The sequence below is a fragment of the Geodermatophilus sp. URMC 61 genome, from assembly GCF_052931555.1.
This window is the reverse complement of sequence record NZ_JBRFHZ010000002.1, coordinates 4,043,555-4,064,289: the sequence shown is the minus strand read 5'-3', so window position 1 is coordinate 4,064,289 and position 20,735 is coordinate 4,043,555. Positions and strand designations below refer to the sequence as shown.

Sequence of the window (20,735 nt, the reverse complement as noted above, 5' to 3'; positions counted from 1 at the left end):
TGGCACCGGGTACCGACACCCCGGAACGGGTGCCGGTACCCGGCCGGGGTCCTTCTTCAGCCGGAGTAGGGGCGCTCCCGGGCCAGCTCCTCCTTGGCGACCCCGCGGATGTGCACGGCGTCCGGGCCGTCGACGATGCGCAGCGTGCGGGCGCTGGCGTAGAAGCGGGCCAGCACGGTGTCGTCGCTGACACCGGCCCCGCCGTGCACCTGGATGGCCCGGTCGATGACGTCGAGGGCGACCCGCGGGGCGGCGACCTTGATCGCGGAGATCTCGGTGCGGGCGCCCTTGGCCCCGTACTTGTCGATCAGGTCGGCGGTCTTGAGCACGTACAGCCGCGCCTGGTCGATCTCCATCCGGGACAGCGCGATCGCCTCGCGCACGGTGCCCTGGTCGGCCAGCGGCCGGCCGAATGCCACCCGGCTCTTCGTCCGCTCGACCATCAGCGCCAACGCCCGCTCGGCCATGCCGATGGCCCGCATGCAGTGGTGGATGCGGCCGGGGCCGAGCCGGGCCTGGGCGATCATGAAGCCGTCGCCCTCGCCGGCCAGGAGGTTCGACGCCGGCACCCGGACGTCGGTGAAGCGCAGCTCGGAGTGGCCGTGCTGGTCCTGGTACCCGAAGACCGGCAGGTGCCGGACGATCTCGAATCCGGGGGTGTCCCGGGGGACGAGCACCATCGACTGCTGGCGGTGCGGCGGCCCGTCGGGGTCGGTCTTCCCCATGACGATGAAGATCTGGCAGCGCTCGTCGGCGGTGCCGGTGATCCACCACTTGCGGCCGTTGATGACGTACTCGTCGCCGTCGCGCACGATCGAGGTCTGGATGTTGCGGGCGTCGGACGACGCGACGTCCGGCTCGGTCATGGCGAACCCGGAGCGGATCTCGCCCTCCAGCAGCGGCTGCAGCCAGCGCTCCTTCTGCTCGGGCGTGCCGAACAGCATGAGGGTCTCCATGTTGCCGGTGTCCGGGGCCCCGCAGTTGGTGACCTCGGGAGCGATCACCGGCGACCAGCCCATGATCTCGGCGACGGAGGCGTACTCCAGGTTGGTCAGCCCGCCGAGCTCGTGGTGGAAGAGGTTCCACAGGCCGCGCTTGCGGGCCTCGACCTTCAGCTCCTCGAGCACCGGTGGGTGCTCGTGGTCGTCGTGGCCGCGTTCGGCGCGCCACGCGTCGTAGACCGGCTCGGCGGGGAAGACCTGCTCACGCATGAAGTCCCACATCCGGCCGCAGACGTCCTCGGCTCGTGCGGAGAGGGCGAAGTCCATAGAGCGCAACGTAGAGGGCGTGGTGACCGGCGTCTCGCCAGGGGTCCGTCCCGGGTCAGGACGGCGGATCGTGGTCCGGCCCCCACTCCGCCGCGGGCAGCCAGCAGCAGAACGCGAACGGACAGCCGATCAGCACCAGCAGGGCCATCACGCCGAAGGCCGCCGGCCCGAGCAGGAGGGGCGCGGCGACGGCCGCCACCGCTGCCAGGAGCACCACCCAGAGCGCGCGGCGGCCCGGTGGGTGGCCCGGAGTGCCGGGGCCGGCGGTGAGGAGGGCGGCCAGGTCGGGGTCGTCGCGGGCGAGCTCCTCGCCCAGGGCGCGCAGCACGGGGTCGTCGTCCACGGCACGGGCCTCCGGTTCCGGCACGTGCGGCGCCTCGGGCTCGGGCGCGGAGGGACGTCGTCCCCCGGGTCGCGTCCCCGCCCTAGAGCCTCCGCCGCGCACCGCGGGACCGCCAGCCCCCCGTGCGCGCCGCCCGCTCCCGGACGCGCCGGAGGCCGGGCCCCGGGTGTGGGGTCCGGCCTCCGGGTGGTGCGCTACCTCGTTCCGGCCCCGTCCAGAGGCTCGTCGCGAGCTTGCGAGCGATGAGGACGGGATCCACTTTCAGACGCGGGTGGTGCCGCCGACGGCGGTGCGCACCGGGCCCAGCGCGATGGCGAGACCGGCCAGTGCGCTCACCAGGTGCAGCCAGTTGTCGGCCCAGTTGAGGCTCAGGAAGTCCCAGGTCTGGCCGACGGCGAAGAGCCCGTAGACGAAGGTCGCGCCGTAGCCCACCCCGAGCAGCCACCCGTAGGTGCGGGCGCCGGCGAGGGTCCGGGCCAGGAGCAGCCCGGCGGCACCGATGAGGATGTGCACGATGTTGTGGAACGGGTTGACCTCGAAGCCGAGGATCGTCTCGTTCGTGTCGTGCCCGAAGAAGTTGTCGAACCCGGTGACGAAGAAGCCGACGATCCCGACCACCAGGTAGACGGCACCGATCACCAGCGAGAGCATCTGGGGCCAGGTCATGGCGCCGCGGCCGATGCCGGGGTTGCCGGATGTTGCCGACATGGGGGTCCTCCCGATGTGCGTGCGTGGCCCGCCCTGTACTGGACGGCCCGGATCCGGATTACCCCCGCCCGACAGCCGGTAACGGTCGCCACCTGATCGGGCGACGACTGTTACCGGACCGTTGTCTACGCGGACTCGGCCCGTCACCTGGCAGTTCGCCGGGAGCCGCCGTCCCGGTCCAGCCGGGCGCCCCCGCGGGTCAGCGCCGCGTGGCCCGGGACCGGCGGACGACGAAGGGACCGATCGCGAGCAGGTCGACCGGGGCCGAGCCGAAGCACTCCAGGGCGTCGCGAGGGTCGTCGACCATCGGCCGGCCGGCGGTGTTGAGGCTGGTGTTCACCACGACCGGCAGGCCGGTGCGCCGCTCGAACGCCGTGATCATCCGGTGCACCAGGGGCTCGGTCTCGTGGTCGATCGTCTGGATGCGCGCCGTCCCGTCGACGTGGGTGACTGTGGGGATGCGGTCCTTCCACTCCGGGGCGACGTCGTGCACGAAGAGCATGTACGGCGAGGGGATCGGGCCGCGGCTGAAGATCTCGGCCGCACGCTCCAGCAGGACCATCGGCGCCACCGGCCGGAACTGCTCCCGGCCCTTGACGTCGTTCATCCGCTCGAGGTTGGCCTCGAAGCCGGGGTGGGCCAGCAGCGAGCGGTGGCCCAGGGCGCGCGGGCCGAACTCCGAGCGCCCCTGGAACCAGGCGACGATGCCGTTGTCGGCCAGCACCTCGGCCACGGCCTCGGCGACGTCGTCGGGCCGCTCGTAGTCGATGGCCGCCGTCTGCAGCCACCGCTCGATCTCGTCGTCGGTCCAGCCGCGGCCGAGCGCGGCCCCCGGCATCGGCTCGGTCTGCTCGCCGAGCTGGGTGGCCACGTGCAGGGCCGCACCCAGCGCCGTCCCGGCGTCGCCGGCGGCCGGCTGCACCCAGACCTCGTCGAACGGGCTCTCGGCCAGGATGCGGGTGTTGGCCACGCAGTTGAGCGCGGTGCCGCCGGCCAGGGTGAGGGTCTTCTCGCCGGTCTGCTCGTACACCCAGCGGGCCAGGTCGACGAGCACCTCCTCGAGGCGCTGCTGGACGCTGGCGGCGAGGTCGGCGTGCGCCTCGGTCCAGTCGTCGCCCTTGCCCAGGCGGGGGGCGAACTCGGCGAAGTCGATCCGCTCGGTGACGAAGCCGCCGTCCCCGGTGGCCCGGATGAGCTCCGCCAGCTCGCCGACGAACCGTGGCTTGCCGTAGGAGGCCATCGCCATGACCTTGAACTCGTCGGAGCTGCGCAGGAAGCCGAGGTGGTCGGTGAGCTCCTCGTACATCAGGCCCAGCGAGTGCGGCAGCGTCTGTCCGGCCAGGACCTCCAGCTGCCCGTCGGTGTAGCGGCCGGCGAGGTGGCTGTGCGCCTCGCCGCGGCCGTCGAGCACGAGCACCGCGTTGTCCCGCTGCGGCGCGGCCAGCCCCGCGGACGCCGCGTGCGCCACGTGGTGCTTGACGTACCGGACCTTGGCCGGGTCGAGGCCGGGCAGGGCGTGGGCCAGGAAGTCGGGCGCCATCTCGGCGTACTTCTTGCGCATGACGTCGCCGTCGTCGAACAGCCCGGACTCCTCCGGCGTGGCCATCAGCGCGGGGTCGAAGGAGTAGGCGACGGCGTCGAGGTCCTCGGGCCGGATGCCGGCCTCCCTCAGGCACCACGCCGCGGACAGCTCGGGCAGCTCCCAGGCGCTCCACGGCAGGGGACGCTTGCCGTGCTTGCGCCGGCTGAACCGCTCCTCCTCGGCCGCGGCCACGACCCTGCCGTCGACGACCAGCGCCGCCGACGGGTCGTGGTAGATCGCGTTGATGCCCAGGACCTTCACCCGTGTACTCCTCCCGCCGCCGGGCACGGAGGACGCCCGGTCTCTGTGGTGATCATCGAGCCGCCGTCCGCACTTCGCAGGACGAGGACGTTCCGTCGTCCCCCGTCCGTGGTCGCCGGCCCCCTGCGGGGGCCCGCCGCGGCCCCGTCCCCGGGTCCCACCCGAGCTCTGACGGCCCCCTTGCCGGGTCCCGCCGCGAGCCTGCAAGGGGGCCAGGTGCAAGGGGGTCCTCCACGGGGAGGACGGGGTCCTCCTTCAGTCGCGGCGCTCGAGCAGGTCGTTGTCCAGGACGGCGGCCAGCGCCAGCGTCTTGTAGCCGACCTCCTCGAACAGGACGACGACCCGGTCCTCCTCGACCCGCATGACCACGCCGGGGCCCCACTCGGCGTGCTGCACCGGGGTCTGTGGCGGGAACGGCGTCTCGTCCTCGTCGGGCTGCTCCTGGGACAGGCCGGCGTCGCAGTTGTCGCAGTTGCCGCACGGCTGTTCCAGCTGCTCGCCGAAGTACCCCAGCAGGAACTGTCGCCGGCACTCGGTCGTCTCCGCGTAGCCGCGCATCATCTCGACCCGGCTCTGGTCCACCCGCTCGTGGTGCTCGGCCAGCTCCCGTGCGGCGGCCGCGGCCTCGCCGGGGCTCGGTGCGCCCTCCACCGGATGGGCCGCGCCCTCCTCGTCGAGCGCGACGGCCGACACCTGCTCGAGCAGGTTCAGGTCGCGCGCCAGGGGAGTGGCGGGCCGGCCGGTCTCCTCGCGCAGCTGCTTGACGTCGACGCCGTCCTCGATGCCGGCGGCCTCCGCGGCCGCGACCAGGCCGGCGACCTGCTGCAGCTCCTCCTCCGGCGGGATGCCGGCGGCGAAGAACCTGCGCAGCCCCAGGTCCTCCTGGCGGTACACCAGCAGGGCGAGCGCGGGCTGCCCGTCCCGGCCCGCGCGGCCGATCTCCTGGTAGTAGCTGTCGACGGAGTCGGCGGGCTCGGCGTGGACGACGAAGCGCGTGTCGGGCTTGTCGATGCCCATGCCGAAGGCGGTCGTCGCGACGACCACGTCGAGCTCGTCGTCCATGAAGGCGCGCTGGGTGTCCTCGCGGTCGGACTTCTTCAGTCCGGCGTGGTACGGCCGCACCCGCAGCCCGCGCTCGGTGAGCTCGGCGGCGATCGACTCGGTGCCCTTGCGGGTGGCGCTGTAGACGATGCCCGGGGTCCGCCCCTCGCCGGCGAGCTCGGTGACCCGGTCGAGCACCGCCTGGTCCTTGGTGTGCGCGTCGGCGTGCTGCTCGACCTCCAGCCGGATCTCCGGGCGGTCGAACCCGGCGACGACGACCCGGGCGTCGCGCATGCCCAGCCGCTCGACGATCTCCGCGCGCACCGGAGGCGCGGCGGTGGCGGTGAGGGCGAGCACGGTCGGGTGGCCGAGCTGCTCGATGACCGCGCCCAGCCGCAGGTAGTCGGGGCGGAAGTCGTGGCCCCAGGCAGAGACGCAGTGGGCCTCGTCGACGACGAACAGTGCCGGGTGGGCCTGGGCGATGGCCTCCACGACGTCGGGCTTGGTCAGCTGCTCGGGAGCGAGGAAGAGGTGGTGGACCGTTCCGTCCGCCAGGCCCTCGAGCGCGGCGCGCTGGTCGCCGGTGGAGAGGGCGGAGTTGAGCTGGGCGGCCCGGCCCTCGAGCCCGTCGATCTCGTCGAGCCGGTCGACCTGGTCGCGTTGCAGCGCGATGAGCGGGGAGACGACGAGCACCGGCCCGTCGACCAGCTGCCCGGCGACCTGGTAGACGGCGGACTTCCCGGCGCCCGAGGGCAGCACCGCGAGCGTGTCCCGCCCGGAGGCGACCGACTGCATCGCCTCCTCCTGGCCAGGCCGGAACTCCTCGTAACCGAGCAGGTCGCGCGCGGCCTCCCGGATGCGGCGGGTGCGGACGGAGGGGGACGCCCCGGCGGGGTCGGTCTGCTTCTTGCGGGGCACCGGCACCCGCTGCCCGACCACCGAGATCGGCAAACGGGACGCAGGTGGCTGCACGTGAGGCCCTCAGCGCACGGGCACTCGACGGGACCCCACGTCGGCGGAGTCGGCGGCCGCGCGGCCGGCCAAGTAGCCCCCGGCGTCCATCGCCGACCGGCTGCGGGTGGTGCGCACGCGCGGGAACAGCTCGGTGAAGGCGTCGTCGACGGCCTCCTGGCGGGAGCGCAGCACGGGCAGCAGGTCCACGCCCCGCTCCGCCGCCGCGGCTCTGGTCGCCCGTTCGCGGGCGCTCGTCAGCCGCTCGCCGATGCGGCCCGCGTAGCCCAGCAGGAACGCCCGGCGGAACGAGCGGGAGGCCGACCGCCGTCCCGCCGCCGGCTCGGCGGCTCCGAGCGCCTGCCGCACCTGCAGCAGCAGCGAGGTGAACAGCAACTCCACCGCGTCGAGGTCGGCGGCGAGCCCGACCAGGTTGGCGATGCCCAGCTCCGGATACCAGACCAGCCGGACGCCGTTGGCGTCGGCGACCGCGCCCAGCAGCTGCGTCTTGGCCCGCACGTACGGGTCGTCGACGTGCACCCGGCGGGTGGCGACGTCGGTGCGGTGCGGCGTCCCCTCGGTGGCCAGGAACACGGTGTCGACCGCATGTCGGGTCATCAGCTCCTGGGCCTTCGCGGTGAGCGCCTCGGCCTCCTCGGGGTACTCGGTCGACTCGGCCTTGGCCAGCAGCGCCCGGATGCGGCGCAGCGCCCGCGCGTCGTCGGGCGCGGCCGCCGTCCCCCCGCGGCGCGCCCCCGCACCCCAGCGGGACGGCGGCGGGACGAGCTGGTCGATCCGGGTCAGGCAGGTCAGGGCGCCGGCGAGCAGCAGGACCGTGCGCCACGACTCCTCGGCCGGCCGGCGCTCCGCGCGGTGCCAGGCAGCCACGACCGCCGGGTCCCCGGGCGTCAGGGCGCCCAGCTCGCGCAGCTGGTCCACCCATCCGTCCGGCGCTCGGGACACGGCGTCGGTGGCCATCGCGTCCTCGGCCACCAGCGCCACCACCAGCCGTGCCGACCGCGCGGGGAACCGGCGGCGCACCGAGTGGACGATGTCGGCCGGCTGCCAGCCCCGCTCCCACGCCGCGGCGAGGGCGGCCAGCAGCGCCCGGGTGGCGCCCCCGGAGCCGTCCACCGTCGGGTCGCGGGCGGCCAGGACGGCGGCCATCCCGTCCGCGTCGTCGCCGTCGGGGTGCCACTCACCCTGGAGCAGCAGCTCCCGCAGCCAGGAGTCGTCCGCAGTCGTGGTCGCCATGCCCGGGATGCTCCCCCGCCGGCCGGACACGCTCCGGGAGGCGCTGTGGACACCCGCCCGTCGTCCACAGGCGCACCGGGGCCGGATCACCGAGGACGGTCCAGCCAGTCCCGCTCGATCCGCTCCGCGGTCGTCGGGCTGCCCAGGAGGGAGCCCTGGACCTGAGGGCACCCCAGCTCCCGCAGGCGCTGCAGCTGCTCCTCCGTCTCCACGCCCTCGGCCGTGACGGTGGCCCCGAGGTGCTCGGCGAGGGCGAGCACGGCGGAGACGATCGCGTCGGTGGGGCGGTCGTCCGGCAGTCGCGCGACGAAGGAGCGGTCCAGCTTGAACGCCTGCGGCGTCCGTTCGCGCAGCGCGGCGAAGCTGGAGTAGCCGGTGCCGAAGTCGTCCACGGCGAGCGTCACCCCCGCGGCGGTGAAGCGCTCCAGGGCTGCCCGTGCCCCCGGCTCCATGGCGTAGGACTCGGTCATCTCGAGCTCGAGGGCGTCCGCGGGCAGCCCGACCCGGCCGAGCAGCGCGAGCACACGCGGGGCGAAGTCCGCGGCGAGCAGCTGCCGGGTCGAGACGTTGACCGCCACGCGCGGGGTCGAGGGAGGCCCGAAGGCCCGCCGCCACTGCGCCGCCTGGGCGCATGCCTGCCCGAGCACCTGCATGCCGAGGTCGTGGATCAGCCCGGTCTCCTCGGCCACGGCGATGAACTCCGCCGCCGGCACCTCCCCGCGCTCGGCGTCGTGCCACCGGGCGAGCGTCTCCACCGCCGCGAGCCGGCCGTCGGTCACCCGCACGATCGGCTGGTAGGCGACGGTCACCGCTCCGGCTGCGACAGCCCGGCGCAGCGCGGCGCGCAGCCCCAGCCGGTCCCGGGTCCGCCGGCGCAGCGGTTCGTTGAACACCTCGTACCGGTTGCCCCCGGTCGCCTTGGCCCGCTGCAGGGCCAGGTCGGCCGCGCGGAGGACCTCCTCGGCGTGCCCGCCCTCGTCCGAGCCGGTCAGGCCCTCCCGCTCCCCGCGGAGCCGGGGTCCCGCCAGCCCCTCGGCGTCGGCGACCGCCACCCCGACGCTGCTCGTGACGACGACCTCCCGGCCGTCGAGGGCACACGGCTCGGCCAGCGCGGCGAGCAGCCGCTCGGCCACGCCCGCCGCCTCCTCGACGCCGGTCACGCCGTCGAGCAGGACGGCCAGCTCGTCCCCACCGAGGCGGCTGACCAGGTCACCGGGCCGCACCGCCTTCTCCAGCCGGCGCGCGACCGTCACGAGCAACTCGTCGCCGGCGTCGTGCCCGAGCTGGTCGTTGACCCCCTTGAAGCCGTCGAGGTCGCAGTAGAGCACCGCGAACCTGGTGTCCGGACTGCGCTCGGCCCGGTGCGCCGCGGCCTCCAGTCGGTCCATGAGCAGGACCCGGTTGGCCAGCCCGGTGAGCGAGTCGTGGACGGCCGCGTGCTCGGCGGCCGCGATGCTGGCCTGCCGGCCGGTGACCAGCGCGCCGAGGGTCAACCCCGCCAGGGTGAGGGTCACCAGGCCGAGCTGCAGTCTCAGCGGGCTGTCCACGACGTCGCGGCCGACCAGGGCCACGGCGACGGCGTTGGCGACGAGGACGGCGAACACCACCCGGGGGAGGCCGCCGCGGACGGCGATCCAGATCAGCGGCACGTACACCAGGTAGGCCAGGTCGAGTCCGCCGACCGCCGGCTCGCCGTAGGCCAGGTAGAGCGTCGCGAGCAGCAGGGCGGCCTGCCCGACGATCTCCAGCCGCTCGTCCAGCACCCGGACGGCGAGCCGGCCGAGCCACCGTGGCCGGACCCGGCCCGGCCACGACGGGTGCTCGGGACGGCGTCCGACCCGGGGTGGGCGGGGCAGTGCCGGTCGATCGCGCCAGAGCGCGGGGACCCGCCGGCTCGCGACGAGCAGCGCGGGCGTCAGCACCCCGACGCCCGTGGCCCGGCCGGACCAGAAGCCCAGGACGCCGCGGAACAGCTCACCCCAGTCCAGCAGCCCGGCGACGGTGTAGTGCAGGACCTGGACGACCGCGACGACCAACGGCCCGGCGACCGCGGCCAGCCCCAGCAGCCAGAACACGTCCCGCTGACCGGGGAGGCGCGGGTCGATCCGCAGCCGCCGGAGCAGGAGCCAGGCCACGACCGTGTAGACGACGGTGCTGACCACACCCCCGAGCCAGACGCTGACCCAGCTGACGTCCGGACCGCTCACCACCAGTCCGTGCAGCGGGTCGGTCAGCAGGAGGAGCGGGGCGTAGCGCAGCCCGAAGACGAGCAACAGGGCGAAGCTCAGCCCGGTCGGGGGGTACCACAGCGACACCTCCTGGCGGGCCTGGAAGACGCTGGCGATGGCGTCCAGCCCCAGCCAGAGCCCCAGGTACACCACCGAGACGATCAGCGGGCCCCGCCACCGGCGCATGCGCTACCGCCCTCCCTCCCCGACGGGCGACGGCTGCTGCTCACCTCGGCCCTGACCGGGGCCCTACCCCCGCCGAGCGCGCTTCACCGGCGACCGCAGGGCCGTCCACGACCCGGGAGGACGGTCCGGCCGAGGCTAGGGTCGGACCGTGCCCGCCTACCGGATCGCCGAGGCCGCGGGCCTGCTCGGCGTCAGCGACGACACGGTGCGCCGCTGGATCGACAGCGGCCGGCTGCCGGCCTCCCGCGACGGCGGCGGTCCCGCGCACGTCGACGGCGCCGACCTCGCCCGGCTCGCCGCGCAGCTGCACGAGGCCCCCGAGCCCGGGACCACCCGCGGCTCCTCGGCCCGCAACCGGCTGACCGGCATCGTGACCCGCGTCGTCCGGGACACCGTGATGGCGCAGGTGGAGATCCAGGCCGGGCCGTTCCGGCTGGTCTCGCTGATGTCCCGCGAGGCGGCCGACGAGCTCGGGCTCGACGTCGGCGTCCGTGCCATCGCCACGGTCAAGGCCACCCAGGTCAGCGTCGACGTCCCCTGACCCGACCGCGGCAGCGGTGCACTGCCCGCTCAGGGGGTCGCACCTGCGGCGGTTCGGCGGTTATCGTCCCGCAGGCGCGGACCGCGGTGGTCCGCCCCAGGGAGGTCCCGTGTCCAGGCGTGCCCCGCTCGGAACCGTGCTCGTGCTCCTCCTCGCCGGCTGCGGCGGGTCGGCGGACGACGGCGCGGCCGCGGCGCCGGGTCCGGGCCCGGCCGAGCTCGGTGGCACGCTCACCGTCTTCGCCGCCGCCTCGCTCACCGACGTCTTCACCGACCTCGGCGAGCAGTTCGAGGGCGACCACCCCGGGCTGGACGTGCAGTTCAACTTCGCGGGCAGTTCCGCGCTGGCCACGCAGGTCACCCAAGGCGCCCCGGCCGACGTCCTCGCCAGCGCCAACGAGGCGCAGATGGCCGTCGTCACCGACGCCGGACTGGCTGCGGACCCGCAGGTCTTCGCCGCCAACGTCCTGCAGATCGCCGTCCCCGCGGGCAACCCGGCCGGCGTCACCGGCCTGGCCGACCTCGCGCGCGAGGAGCTGACGATCGCGGTCTGCGCACCCCAGGTGCCCTGCGGCGCGGCCGCCGAGGACGTCCTCGCCGCCGCCGGCGTGACCGCCGCCCCCGACACGCTCGAGGAGGACGTGCGCGCCGCGCTGACCAAGGTCGAGCTCGGCGAGGTCGACGCCGCGCTGGTCTACGCGACCGACGTCACCGCGGCCGGGGACGCCGTCGAGGGCATCGACGTCCCGGAGGCGGAGCAGGCCGTCAACGACTACCCGATCGTGGTGCTGGCCGACGCCCCGAACCCCGAGGCGGCCGCCGCCTTCGTCGAGCTGGTGCGCTCGGGGGAGGGGCAGCAGGCGCTCGGCGACGCCGGCTTCCGGGTGCCGTGAGCGGACCGCGGCGGAGGCCCGTCAGCGAGTACCGGCGAGCGAGGAGCGCAGCGCCGCGCCGGAGCGGACCGTGGGCATCGTGAGGCGCAGGGCGGAACCCGGCGTCCCGGTCCCGCTGCTGGTCCCGGCGGTCCTCGCCGTCGCCTTCCTCGTCCTGCCGCTGGTCGGCCTGGTGGTCCGGACGCCCTGGGGGGAGCTGGGGCCGCAGCTGACCAGCCCAGCGGTCGGTCAGGCGCTGCGGCTGAGCCTGGTCTCGGCGACGGCCGCGACCGGGCTCTCCCTCGTCCTCGGCGTCCCGCTGGCCTGGGTGCTCGCCCGTTCCCGCGCCCGCGGCCGGTCGGTGCTGCGCGCCCTGGTCACCGTGCCGCTCGTGCTGCCCCCGGTCGTCGGCGGTGTCGCGCTCTTCCTCGTGCTGGGTCGGCAGGGCATCGTCGGGCGCTGGCTGGACCAGGCCCTCGACGTCACCATCCCGTTCACCACCACCGCGGTCGTCATCGCGGAGACCTTCGTGGCGATGCCGTTCCTGGTCATCAGCGTGGAGGGCGCGCTGCGCGCCGCCGACGCCCGCTTCGAGGACGCCGCCGCCACCCTGGGCGCCGACCGGTGGACGACGTTCCGCCGGGTCACCCTGCCGCTGGTCGCGCCCGGCATCGCCGCCGGCGCGGTGCTGTGCTGGGCGCGGGCGCTGGGCGAGTTCGGCGCCACCATCACCTTCGCCGGCAACTTCCCGGGGACGACCCAGACGATGCCGCTCGCGGTCTACCTGGCGCTCCAGCAGGACCCGGACGCGGCGATCGTGCTCTCCCTCGTGTTGCTCGTCGTCTCCGTCGCCACGCTGTTGCTGCTGCGCGACCGCTGGCTGTCCCGACCGGGAGCCGCGGCATGAGGCCTGAGGTGGGCACCTGGACGGCTCGTGACCGCTGGCTCACCCGGGCCGTGCGGTGAGCCTGACCGCCGACATCCGGGTCGCACGGGGCAGTCTGATCGTCGGGCTCGACCTCGAGGTGGCCGACGGCGAGGTGCTCGCCGTCCTCGGGCCCAACGGCGCCGGCAAGTCCACGCTGCTGCGCGTGCTCGCCGGCCTGCTGCCACCCGACGACGGCCGGGTCGCCGTCGGCTCCGAGACGTGGGACGACGTCCCCGCCGGCGTGCACGTCCCCGCCCACGAGCGCCGCCTCGGCATGGTCTTCCAGGACCACCTGCTCTTCCCGCACCTGTCGGTCACCGACAACGTCGCCTTCGGGTTGCGCACCCGGGGTCTGCGCAGGCCCGCCGCCCGCGCCGCGGCCGCCGAGTGGCTGGTCCGGGTGGGCATCGCCGAGCTCGGCGACCGGCGACCCGGCCGGCTCTCCGGAGGGCAGGCCCAGCGGGCCGCGCTGGCCCGCGCGCTGGTCGGCGAGCCCGCGCTGCTGCTGCTGGACGAGCCGCTCTCGGCGCTGGACGCCCGCACCCGGCTCACCGTCCGTGCGGAGCTGCGCCGTCACCTCGCCGAGTTCGCCGGCAGCACCGTGCTGGTCACCCACGACCCGGTCGACGCGATGGCGCTGGCCGACCGGGTGGTCGTCGTCGAGGAGGGCCGCGTCGTGCAGGCCGGGACGCCCGCCGACGTCAGCCGCCACCCGCGCACCGACTACGTCGCCCGGTTGGTCGGCCTGGCGCTGCTGCCGGGCACCGGCGAGGGGACGACGGTGCGGCTGGACGGCGGCGGCCGCGTGGCGGTCGCGGAGGAGACGGCGGGGCCGGTGTTCGTCGCCGTCCGCCCCGAGTCCGTGGCGCTCTGGACCACCCGGCCCGAGGGCAGCCCGCGCAACGTCTGGCCGGCCCGGCTCGTGTCGGCCACGCCGCACGGGTCGACGGTGCGCTGCGAGCTGGGCGGCGAGGTGCAGCTGGTCGCCGACGTCACCGCGACCGCCTTCGCCGAGCTGGGCCTCGCCCCCGGGACGCCGGTGTGGGCCTCGGTCAAGGCCTCCGACGTCGCCGTCTACGCGCGCTGAGACGGAGCGCGCTGAGACGGAGCGCGTTGAGACGGAGCGCGCTGAGACGGAGTGCGCTGAGACGGAGCGCGCTGAGCCCCGGCGGCGGTGATCAGCTCGGTTCACCGTCCCGGGTCCTGGCTCACGACCAGGGGTGAGCCAGGACCCGGGACGACCAGCTCGGCTGATCACCGGAGGGGGTTGAGAGGGTGGCGGGATGAGCACGGTCGCGGGGCTGGTCCTCGCCGCGGGCGGCGGGCGCCGCTACGGCATGCCCAAGGCGCTGGTCGAGTACGAGGGCAGCCTGCTGGTGGAGCGGGCGGTGCGGACGGCGCGGGCGGTGTGCGCCCCGGTGCTCGTCGTCCTCGGTGCGCAGGCGGTGGACGTCTGGCGGACGGCGGACCTCGACGGCGTCACCGTCCTGGCCAACCGCGACTGGGAGAGCGGGATGGCGTCGAGCCTGCGCACCGGCCTGGACGGGCTGCGCGGGTGGCCCGGGCGGATCGACGCGGTGCTCGTCACCCTGGTCGACATGCCGGGGATGACGCCGGAGGCACTGCGTGCCGTCGCCGCGCACGCCGCCCCGGACGCGCTGGCGATCGCCGCCTACGACGGCGTCCGCGGGCACCCCGTGCTGCTCGGCCGCGACCACTGGGCCGGCGTCGCCGACACCGCGACCGGGGACGAGGGCGCCCGCCGCTACCTCGCCACCCACGACGTCACCGAGGTCGACTGCACCGGCCTGGCGGATCCGACCGACCTGGACGTGCCTCCCGGCGGCGTACCGTCGGCGCCGTGATCGCCCGGGTCGTCGACGCACCCCTGTCCGTCGCCGAGCACGAGGACGCCGTCGCGGACAAGGCCGCCGGCGCGGTCGTCTCCTTCGCCGGCGTGGTCCGTGACCACGACGGCGGCCGCTCGGTGACCGAGCTGGAGTACGTGGGGCACCCGAGCGCCGAGCAGGTGATCGTCGAGCTGGCCGAGGAGTTCGCCGCCCGGCGCGACGTGCACGCCGTCGCCGTCTCCCACCGGGTGGGCATGCTCGGCATCGGCGACGTCGCCCTGGCCTGCGCGGTCAGCGCCTCGCACCGCGGGCAGGCGTTCGCCGCCTGTGCCGAGCTGGTCGACCTGGTGAAGGAGCGGCTGCCGATCTGGAAGCGGCAGGTCTTCACCGACGGCGACGAGGAGTGGGTGGCCTGCCCCTAGCGCGGCGCGGGCACCAGCCGCGCCTCGACGATCTTCGTGGCGCCGGCGGCCCGCGCGGCCACCTCGCCGCTGCGCTGCCGCACCCGGTCGAGCATCTCGGTGTCGTTGATCGGCATCGTGGCGACCAGCAGCTCGGCCTCGCCCAGGCGGGCCTGCTCGAGGACGGCGTCGACGAGGCGGGTGCCGGTGCCCACCGGAAGGTGCCCGGACTCCACGTGCATCGCGGAGGCGACGACGCCGGGCACCTCGGTCCGGCGGATCTCGGCCTCGGCGAGCACGCGGCCGTCGGCCTGCACCCGGACGACGGACAGGACGGATGGGGGCATGGTGGATCTCCATGACTCGGCGGGTGGACCGGCTCGGCAGACCGGCGGCGGCCCCACGCACGGGGCCTGCAACAGCGCGGCACTGCACCGTCACGGGACAGCCTCCCCTGCGTTCCGTGCGCCGGGGTAGGGACTTCCGTCCCGACCCCGGGGCGCCCGCTCCGCGACGGCGCCGGGCGACGCCCGGTCAGTCGGGGGGCGCCGGCGGCGGGGCCGGCGGCGTCATGCCGGCGGAGATCAGCGTGCTCAGCAGGCGCGCCACGGCCTCGGCCAGTGGCAGGTCGCGTGCGGCGCTGCGAGGCCGGGCGCGGAACCCCCAGGCGCACAGCGTGCCGAACAGTTCCCCGTCCGGCCCGACAAGCGGGACGCCGATGTAGGCCGCGATCCGCGAGGCCGGCCCGGACATGCGCTTGGCGAAGGCCGGGACGGCAGCGGTGACCGTGGCCGCGCGTGGGGCCTCCCCGGCGACCATGGCGCGACAGAAGGTGTCCGCCCACGGCAGCCAGGTCCCCGGTCGGACCAGGTCGGGTGGATGGGCGTGGAGCACGACCTGCCGGTCGTCCACGACGCGGGTCACCGCCCACACGTCCCAGCCCAGGCGCTGGTGCAGCGCTGAGAGCACTCCGCAGGCCGCGGCCTCGAAGTCGCCCCACGGAGCGACGTCCAGGACGGCGGGGGCGGCCATGCCCACCATCGTCCTCGCTCCGTCACGATTCCGATACGGGATCGTGCGCAGGTCAGCGGACGGGGGCTGCTCCGTCGTCCGGGTCCCGCCGGACGGCCTCGTCGCCCAGCGCGGCCTCCTCCTCGGCCTCGGCCTCCAGCCGGTGGGCCTCCCCGTGCAGCTGCGCGGCGGCGTCCCCGTGGGACTGGCCGTACACCTCCTCGGCGCGGCCGACGAGCTCCTCGACCTTGGCCTTGGCCCTGTCCCAGATGCTCATGACCCCATTCTCGGGTCTGCCGGCCTCGACGGTGCTGTTCAGCCCCCCGCAAAAGGCGGCAGCACGTCGACCACCGCGCCGGGGGCCAGCGCCACCGACCGGTCCCGCGTCTGCGTGCCGTCGACGAGGAACGAGCACGCGGTGAGCACCCTCTCCAGCCGCTCCCCGTGGTCGGCGACGATCTGGCCGACGAGCTCGGCCAGCGTGCCGGCATCGCGGGCCTCGGTCTCCAGGCCGGCGGCCGCCCGCGCCCCGGCGAAGTACCTGACAGTCACCACGTCGTGGTCCGCCTCCGCGCCCGCTCCGCGCCCGCAGAGCCCACTGCGGTGCTCACTCGCTGTCGGCTCACGGAGGTCAGCCTCCGATCGCGGACATCGGCCGCGCCGGCTGCAGGAAGCTCGGGTCGTCGATGCCGTGCCCGGGCAGCTTGCCGAGGGTGGCGATCCGCCAGCGGTCGGCCAGCTCCTCGTCGGTGGCACCCTCGCGCAGCGGCGTCCGCAGGTCGGACTCCTCGCGGGCGAACAGGCAGTTGCGCACCTGGCCGTCGGCGGTCAGCCGGGTGCGGTCGCAGCTGCCGCAGAAGGAGCGGGTGACCGAGGCGATGACGCCGACGGTCGCCGGGCCGCCGTCGACCAGCCAGCGCTCGGCAGGGGCCGAGCCGCGCTCCTCGGTGTCCGGGGAGAGCGTGTACGCGCCCGACAGCCGCTCGAGGATGTCCTCGGCCGTGACCATCTCGCCGCGGGTCCAGGCGTGGTGGGCGTCCAGCGGCATCTGCTCGATGAAGCGCAGCTGGTAGCCGTGCTCGAGGCAGAAGTCCAGCAGCGGGACGGCGTCCTCCTCGTTCATCCCACGCAGCAGGACGGCGTTGACCTTGACCGGGGTGAGCCCGGCGGCCTGGGCGGCGGCCAGCCCGGCGAGGACGTCGTCCAGCCGGTCGCGGTGCGTGAGCTGCTTGAAGCGGTCCCGGTCGACGGTGTCGAGGCTGCAGTTGATCCGGTCCAGGCCCGCGGCGGCCAGCGCCGGGGCGACCCGCGCCAGGCCGATCGCGTTGGTGGTCAGGCTCACCTCGGGGCGGGGCTCCAGCGCGGTGGCCGCGGCCACGATGCCGACCAGGCCCGGCCGCAGCAGCGGCTCGCCGCCGGTGAAGCGGACCTCGCGGATGCCCAGCTGCTCGACGCCGATGCGGACCAGGCGGGCGATCTCCTCGTCGGTGAGCACCTCGACCTTGGGCAACCAGTCCAGGCCCTCCGGCGGCATGCAGTAGGTGCAGCGCAGGTTGCACCGGTCGGTCAGCGACACCCGCAGGTCGGTCGCGACCCGGCCGTGCCGGTCCACCAGGCCACCGGTGCCTGGGGCCGGGTCCGGACGGCGGACCACCGGGTCCGGGAGCGGGCTCGTCGAGGTCACGCCTGCGAATGTAGTGCGGGAGGACGACGCCGCGCCCCTCCCCGAACGGGCGGTCGGGAACCCGACGCGCCGGGTGGGCCGAAAGGCGGAGGCGGGGTGTCCCGGGGCGTTGCTACCGTCGCGGAGCCACCCGAGAGACCGGCGGGCAGCCCCGCACTCGCCTGTGGCCAGGAAGCGCGAGAAGTCCCGTGTCCACCGTGTTCGGCCCCTACGCCCGACTGTTCGCCGTCCCCGGCTCGCTGGCGTTCTCCTTCGCCGGGTGGGTCGCCCGGCTGCCCATCCCCATGCTCGGCCTGGGCGCCGTCCTGCTCGTCGCCGGGGAGACCGGCAGCTACGGCCTGGCCGGAGCGGTCTCCGGCACGCTGGCGCTGAGCTTCTCGGTCGCCAGCCCCCAGTGGGCCCGCGCCATGGACCGCCGCGGGCAGGGCGCCGTCCTGCGCTGGGCGATGACCGCCTACGCGCTCTCCGGGTACGGCTTCGTGGCCGCGGTGACCCTCGGCGCGCCGCGGTGGAGCTGGTTCCTCCTGGCCGCGCTGTGCGGGGCGAGCGGACCCAACATCGGGTCCCTGGTGCGGGCCCGCTGGGCCGAGGCGCTGGCCGAGCCGGGTCGCCGGCAGACCGCCTTCGCCCTCGAGGCGGTCGTCGACGAGGTCGTCTTCGTCGTCGGCCCGCCGCTGGTGACGCTCCTGGCCACCCTGGTCGCCCCGCCCGTCGGCTTCCTCACCGGCATCACGCTCGGCGCCGTGGGTGGCCTCTGGCTCGCCCGGCAGCGCGCCACCGAGCCCGCCGTCACGCCCGCCGACCCCAGCGGGCCGTCCCGCCGGTGGGCCGCGCTGAACGCGACCGTGCTGGTCGTGGCGGTCAGCTACGCGGCGGTCGGCACCGTGTTCGGGGCGATGGACGTCGTCGTGGTGGGCTTCGCCGACGAGCAGGGCGCGCCCGCGCTGGCCGGTGTGGCGCTGGCCGTGTACGCGTTCGGCAGCCTCGTCGCGGGCCTGGTCTACGGCGTCGCCCGGTTGCCGGGCACGCTGAGCGCCCGGTTCCTGGGCACCGCCGTCGCCTTCGGTCTGGCCGCGCAGGTGCTGTGGGGCGTCGACTCGCTGGTGGTGCTGGTGGCCGCGGGCTTCCTCGCCGGCACCACGATCGCCCCGGTGCTGGTGTCGGGCACCTCGCTGGTCGAGTCGCGGGTCCCCCGCGCCGCCCTGACCGAGGCGCTGTCGTGGACCACCACCGGGCTCACCCTCGGCGTCACGGCCGGGTCCGCGCTGGCCGGCGCCGCCGTCGACGCCTGGGGCGCGGAGTCGGCGTTCGGCGTCCCGGCGGGGGCCGCGGCGCTCGCGGCGCTGCTCGCGCTGGCCGGGGCGCCGCTGCTGCGAGCGCGCGCCGCGCCCGTGCCCGCCGACCTGGCCCGGGGGGCCGCGTGACGGTCGCCGTCCGGCCGCTGGCCGACGACGAGCTGCCCGCCGCGTGGGAGCTGGGCCGGCTGGCGTTCGGCGGGCCGGCGACCGCGCCGGAGTGGGCGCTGCGGCCGATCCCGGGGGTGCTGCGGCTGGGCGCCTTCGACGCGCGCGGCCGGCTGGTCGGCAAGGCCACCGACACCGGCCACGAGCAGTGGTGGGGCGGCCGGGCGCTCGCCACGGCGGACGTCGGCGGGGTCGCCGTCCTGCCCGAGCACCGCGCCGGCGGGGTGGCCCGGGCGCTGCTCACCGACCTGCTGGCCCGGGGCCGGGAGCGGGGAGCCGCGGTCAGCGCGCTCTTCCCGACCGTGTCGGCGGTCTACCGGCGGCTGGGGTGGGAGGTCGTGGGCGCCCTGCAGCGGGCCGAACTCGACACCGCCTCGCTGCCGTCGTCCCCGGTGCCCGGGGTCGCGGTCCGGCCGGGGGAGCCGGCCGACCTCGCGGTGGTGGACGCGCTCTACGAGACCCTCGCCCGGTCCCGCGCCGGGCTGCTCACCCGCCGAGGCGGCGCCTTCGACCTGCCGCACGAGGGTCGGTGGCCCGACGGGGTGGACGGTGTCTCGGTGGCCGAGCAGGACGGCGTCCCCACCGGCGTCCTGGTGTACGAGCGTGGCACCGGCTACGGGCCCGAGGCGCGACTGACCGTGCACGACCTAGTCGCGGTCACCGCCGAGGCGGCCCGGGCGCTGGTCGGCGTGCTGGCCGGCTGGCGCACCGTGACCCGCACCGTCCGGGTGCCGCTGCTGGCCGGCGACGCGGTCTCCGGCGTGCTGCCGCTCGAGCGCTCACCGGAGGGTCCGGGGGCGGCGTTCATGCACCGGCCGGTCGACGTGGTGCGGGCCGTCGCCGACCGCGGCTGGCCGGGGCACGTACGCGGTCGGGTGGCGTTCACGCTGCTCGACCCGGTGGTGACGGAGAACACCGGTCCGTGGGAGCTGGAGCTCACCGACGGCGCCGGGGAGCTGCGCCGTCCCGACCGCGAGCCGGGGCTGATCCTCGACGTCCGCGGGTTCGCGCAGCTCTACTGCGGGATCAGCACCGGACGGGCCACGGCGCTGGCCGGGCTGGTCTCCGGCCCGGACGACCCGGCCGCGCTGGACCTGCTCGCCTCCGGCCCGCCGGCCCAGTTGCTCGACTACTTCTGACGACGGGTTGAGGGTCGCGCTGCCGGGTAGGCCGACGGTCGGCAGGCTGCGCGCCCACGCGAGTGCGCGGCGCCCCATCCGTCAGCGAGAGGAGCCCTCGTGGCCACCGTGCCCACGATCCGACTGAACAACGGCGTCGAGATCCCCCAGCTGGGGTTCGGCGTCTTCCAGGTCCCGCCGGAGGACACCGCCGACGCCGTCGCCACGGCCCTGGAGATCGGCTACCGGCACATCGACACCGCCGAGATGTACGGCAACGAGAAGGGCGTCGGTGAGGCCGTCGCCCGGTCCGGCATCGACCGCGGCGAGGTCTTCGTGACCAGCAAGCTGAACAACGGTTTCCACCGCCGGGACGACGCGCTGCGCGCCTTCGACCAGTCGCTGGCCGACCTCGGTCTCGAGTACCTCGACCTGTTCCTCGTCCACTGGCCGCTGCCCGGGATCGACGTGGACTACATCGAGACCTGGAAGGCGATGGAGGAGATCTACGCCAGCGGCCGCTGCCGGGCGATCGGCGTCTCGAACTTCCAGGCCCACCACCTGCGCCGGCTGTTCTCCGAGACGGAGGTGCGCCCGGCCGTCAACCAGATCGAGGTGCACCCCTACCTCACCCAGGAGGAGCTGCGGGCGTTCGACGCCGACCACGAGATCGTCACCGAGGCCTGGTCGCCGATCGCACAGGGCAAGGTGCTCGACGACCCGGCGATCGCCGAGGTGGCGCAGGCCGTCGGGCGGACCCCGGCGCAGGTCGTGCTCCGCTGGCACGTGCAGCGCGGCGACGTCGTGTTCCCGAAGTCGGTGACCCGCTCGCGGATGGAGGAGAACTTCGCGATCTTCGACTTCGAGCTCGACGAGGGCCAGATGGCCACGATCACCGCACTGGACCGCGGCGAGCGCACCGGTCCGGACCCGGACACCTTCAACTACATCCCCGGCTGAGGGGAGCGACCCGCGCGGTCATGGCGCCGTGACCACCTCCCGGCCCGTCGGGGTGGTCGCGGCGCCATGATCGTCATCAGCCGGCG

General features: G+C 75.2%; 21 protein-coding genes and 1 pseudogene. 10 read left to right on the top strand and 12 right to left on the bottom strand.

Annotation, left to right across the window (positions count from 1 at the left end):
* Nucleotides 1-56 precede the first annotated feature (56 nt).
* From ACU610_RS19050 to ACU610_RS19020, 7 genes are all read right to left on the bottom strand, one after another.
* The gene (locus ACU610_RS19050; protein ID WP_446769263.1) at nucleotides 57-1,268 is read right to left on the bottom strand and encodes an acyl-CoA dehydrogenase family protein; all 1,212 of its coding nucleotides are present in this window, start codon (nucleotides 1,266-1,268) and stop codon (nucleotides 57-59) included.
* A gap of 55 nt (nucleotides 1,269-1,323) precedes the next feature.
* Nucleotides 1,324-1,611 (bottom strand): DUF3040 domain-containing protein, encoded by a 288-nt coding sequence (locus tag ACU610_RS19045; RefSeq protein ID WP_446769262.1) that lies wholly within the window; start codon nucleotides 1,609-1,611, stop codon nucleotides 1,324-1,326.
* A 261-nt stretch (nucleotides 1,612-1,872) separates the two neighbouring features.
* Complete coding sequence (locus ACU610_RS19040) at nucleotides 1,873-2,319, bottom strand: DUF4383 domain-containing protein (protein WP_446769261.1); 447 nt, start codon at nucleotides 2,317-2,319, stop codon at nucleotides 1,873-1,875.
* A 199-nt stretch (nucleotides 2,320-2,518) separates the two neighbouring features.
* The gene (locus ACU610_RS19035) at nucleotides 2,519-4,162 is read right to left on the bottom strand and encodes a carbamoyltransferase family protein (RefSeq protein ID WP_446769260.1); all 1,644 of its coding nucleotides are present in this window, start codon (nucleotides 4,160-4,162) and stop codon (nucleotides 2,519-2,521) included.
* A gap of 255 nt (nucleotides 4,163-4,417) precedes the next feature.
* Nucleotides 4,418-6,175, bottom strand: a complete 1,758-nt coding sequence (locus tag ACU610_RS19030) for a RecQ family ATP-dependent DNA helicase (protein ID WP_446769259.1) — start codon at nucleotides 6,173-6,175, stop codon at nucleotides 4,418-4,420.
* Nucleotides 6,176-6,184: 9 nt separating this feature from the next.
* Nucleotides 6,185-7,408, bottom strand: a complete 1,224-nt coding sequence (locus ACU610_RS19025; RefSeq protein WP_446769258.1) for a DUF2786 domain-containing protein — start codon at nucleotides 7,406-7,408, stop codon at nucleotides 6,185-6,187.
* Nucleotides 7,409-7,494: 86 nt separating this feature from the next.
* The gene (locus tag ACU610_RS19020) at nucleotides 7,495-9,822 is read right to left on the bottom strand and encodes a putative bifunctional diguanylate cyclase/phosphodiesterase (RefSeq protein WP_446769257.1); all 2,328 of its coding nucleotides are present in this window, start codon (nucleotides 9,820-9,822) and stop codon (nucleotides 7,495-7,497) included.
* A gap of 148 nt (nucleotides 9,823-9,970) precedes the next feature.
* On the opposite strand from ACU610_RS19020, the gene ACU610_RS19015 reads away from it, so the two are divergent.
* The 7 genes and pseudogenes from ACU610_RS19015 (at nucleotide 9,971) to ACU610_RS18985 (ending at nucleotide 14,434) form a co-directional block, all read left to right on the top strand.
* Complete coding sequence (locus ACU610_RS19015; protein ID WP_091223566.1) at nucleotides 9,971-10,363, top strand: TOBE domain-containing protein; 393 nt, start codon at nucleotides 9,971-9,973, stop codon at nucleotides 10,361-10,363.
* A 136-nt stretch (nucleotides 10,364-10,499) separates the two neighbouring features.
* Nucleotides 10,500-11,255, top strand: coding sequence for a molybdate ABC transporter substrate-binding protein (gene modA, locus ACU610_RS19010; protein WP_446769256.1), 756 nt, complete (start codon nucleotides 10,500-10,502; stop codon nucleotides 11,253-11,255).
* A 79-nt stretch (nucleotides 11,256-11,334) separates the two neighbouring features.
* Nucleotides 11,335-12,141 (top strand): ABC transporter permease, encoded by an 807-nt coding sequence (locus ACU610_RS19005; RefSeq protein WP_446769255.1) that lies wholly within the window; start codon nucleotides 11,335-11,337, stop codon nucleotides 12,139-12,141.
* Between the two features lie 52 nt (nucleotides 12,142-12,193).
* Nucleotides 12,194-12,673, top strand: a pseudogene (locus ACU610_RS19000) (ATP-binding cassette domain-containing protein); the annotation flags it as partial.
* 120 nt (nucleotides 12,674-12,793) lie between these two features.
* Entirely contained in the window at nucleotides 12,794-13,249 is a 456-nt protein-coding gene (locus tag ACU610_RS18995; RefSeq protein WP_446770733.1) for a TOBE domain-containing protein, read from the top strand.
* 196 nt (nucleotides 13,250-13,445) lie between these two features.
* Nucleotides 13,446-14,027 carry a nucleotidyltransferase family protein gene (locus tag ACU610_RS18990; protein ID WP_446769254.1) on the top strand — a complete coding sequence of 194 codons (582 nt, stop codon included), beginning with the start codon at nucleotides 13,446-13,448 and terminating at the stop codon, nucleotides 14,025-14,027.
* On the top strand, nucleotides 14,024-14,434 hold the full coding sequence (locus tag ACU610_RS18985; protein WP_446769253.1) for a molybdenum cofactor biosynthesis protein MoaE: 411 nt from the start codon (nucleotides 14,024-14,026) through the stop codon (nucleotides 14,432-14,434). Before ACU610_RS18990 ends, ACU610_RS18985 begins: the two co-directional genes overlap by 4 nt.
* Here the strand turns inward: ACU610_RS18985 and ACU610_RS18980 are convergent.
* From ACU610_RS18980 to moaA, 5 genes are all read right to left on the bottom strand, one after another.
* Nucleotides 14,431-14,760, bottom strand: a complete 330-nt coding sequence (locus ACU610_RS18980; RefSeq protein ID WP_446769252.1) for a hypothetical protein — start codon at nucleotides 14,758-14,760, stop codon at nucleotides 14,431-14,433. The two genes, ACU610_RS18985 and ACU610_RS18980, sit on opposite strands and share 4 nt — an antisense overlap.
* Nucleotides 14,761-14,947: 187 nt before the next feature.
* On the bottom strand, nucleotides 14,948-15,445 hold the full coding sequence (locus ACU610_RS18975) for a GAF domain-containing protein (RefSeq protein ID WP_446769251.1): 498 nt from the start codon (nucleotides 15,443-15,445) through the stop codon (nucleotides 14,948-14,950).
* A gap of 52 nt (nucleotides 15,446-15,497) precedes the next feature.
* The gene (locus ACU610_RS18970) at nucleotides 15,498-15,701 is read right to left on the bottom strand and encodes a hypothetical protein (protein ID WP_446769250.1); all 204 of its coding nucleotides are present in this window, start codon (nucleotides 15,699-15,701) and stop codon (nucleotides 15,498-15,500) included.
* Nucleotides 15,702-15,739: 38 nt separating this feature from the next.
* Entirely contained in the window at nucleotides 15,740-15,979 is a 240-nt protein-coding gene (locus ACU610_RS18965; RefSeq protein WP_446769249.1) for a MoaD/ThiS family protein, read from the bottom strand.
* Between the two features lie 76 nt (nucleotides 15,980-16,055).
* Nucleotides 16,056-17,108, bottom strand: coding sequence for a GTP 3',8-cyclase MoaA (gene moaA / locus ACU610_RS18960; protein ID WP_446769248.1), 1,053 nt, complete (start codon nucleotides 17,106-17,108; stop codon nucleotides 16,056-16,058).
* Nucleotides 17,109-17,296: 188 nt separating this feature from the next.
* Here moaA and ACU610_RS18955 point away from each other — a divergent pair, with 188 nt between their 5' ends.
* The 3 genes from ACU610_RS18955 (at nucleotide 17,297) to ACU610_RS18945 (ending at nucleotide 20,649) form a co-directional block, all read left to right on the top strand.
* Nucleotides 17,297-18,532 (top strand): MFS transporter, encoded by a 1,236-nt coding sequence (locus tag ACU610_RS18955; RefSeq protein WP_446769247.1) that lies wholly within the window; start codon nucleotides 17,297-17,299, stop codon nucleotides 18,530-18,532.
* Nucleotides 18,529-19,710, top strand: coding sequence for a GNAT family N-acetyltransferase (locus ACU610_RS18950; RefSeq protein ID WP_446769246.1), 1,182 nt, complete (start codon nucleotides 18,529-18,531; stop codon nucleotides 19,708-19,710). Before ACU610_RS18955 ends, ACU610_RS18950 begins: the two co-directional genes overlap by 4 nt.
* 99 nt (nucleotides 19,711-19,809) lie before the next feature.
* Nucleotides 19,810-20,649: an aldo/keto reductase gene (locus ACU610_RS18945; protein WP_446769245.1), complete on the top strand. Its 840-nt coding sequence runs from the start codon at nucleotides 19,810-19,812 to the stop codon at nucleotides 20,647-20,649.
* Nucleotides 20,650-20,735 lie beyond the last annotated feature (86 nt).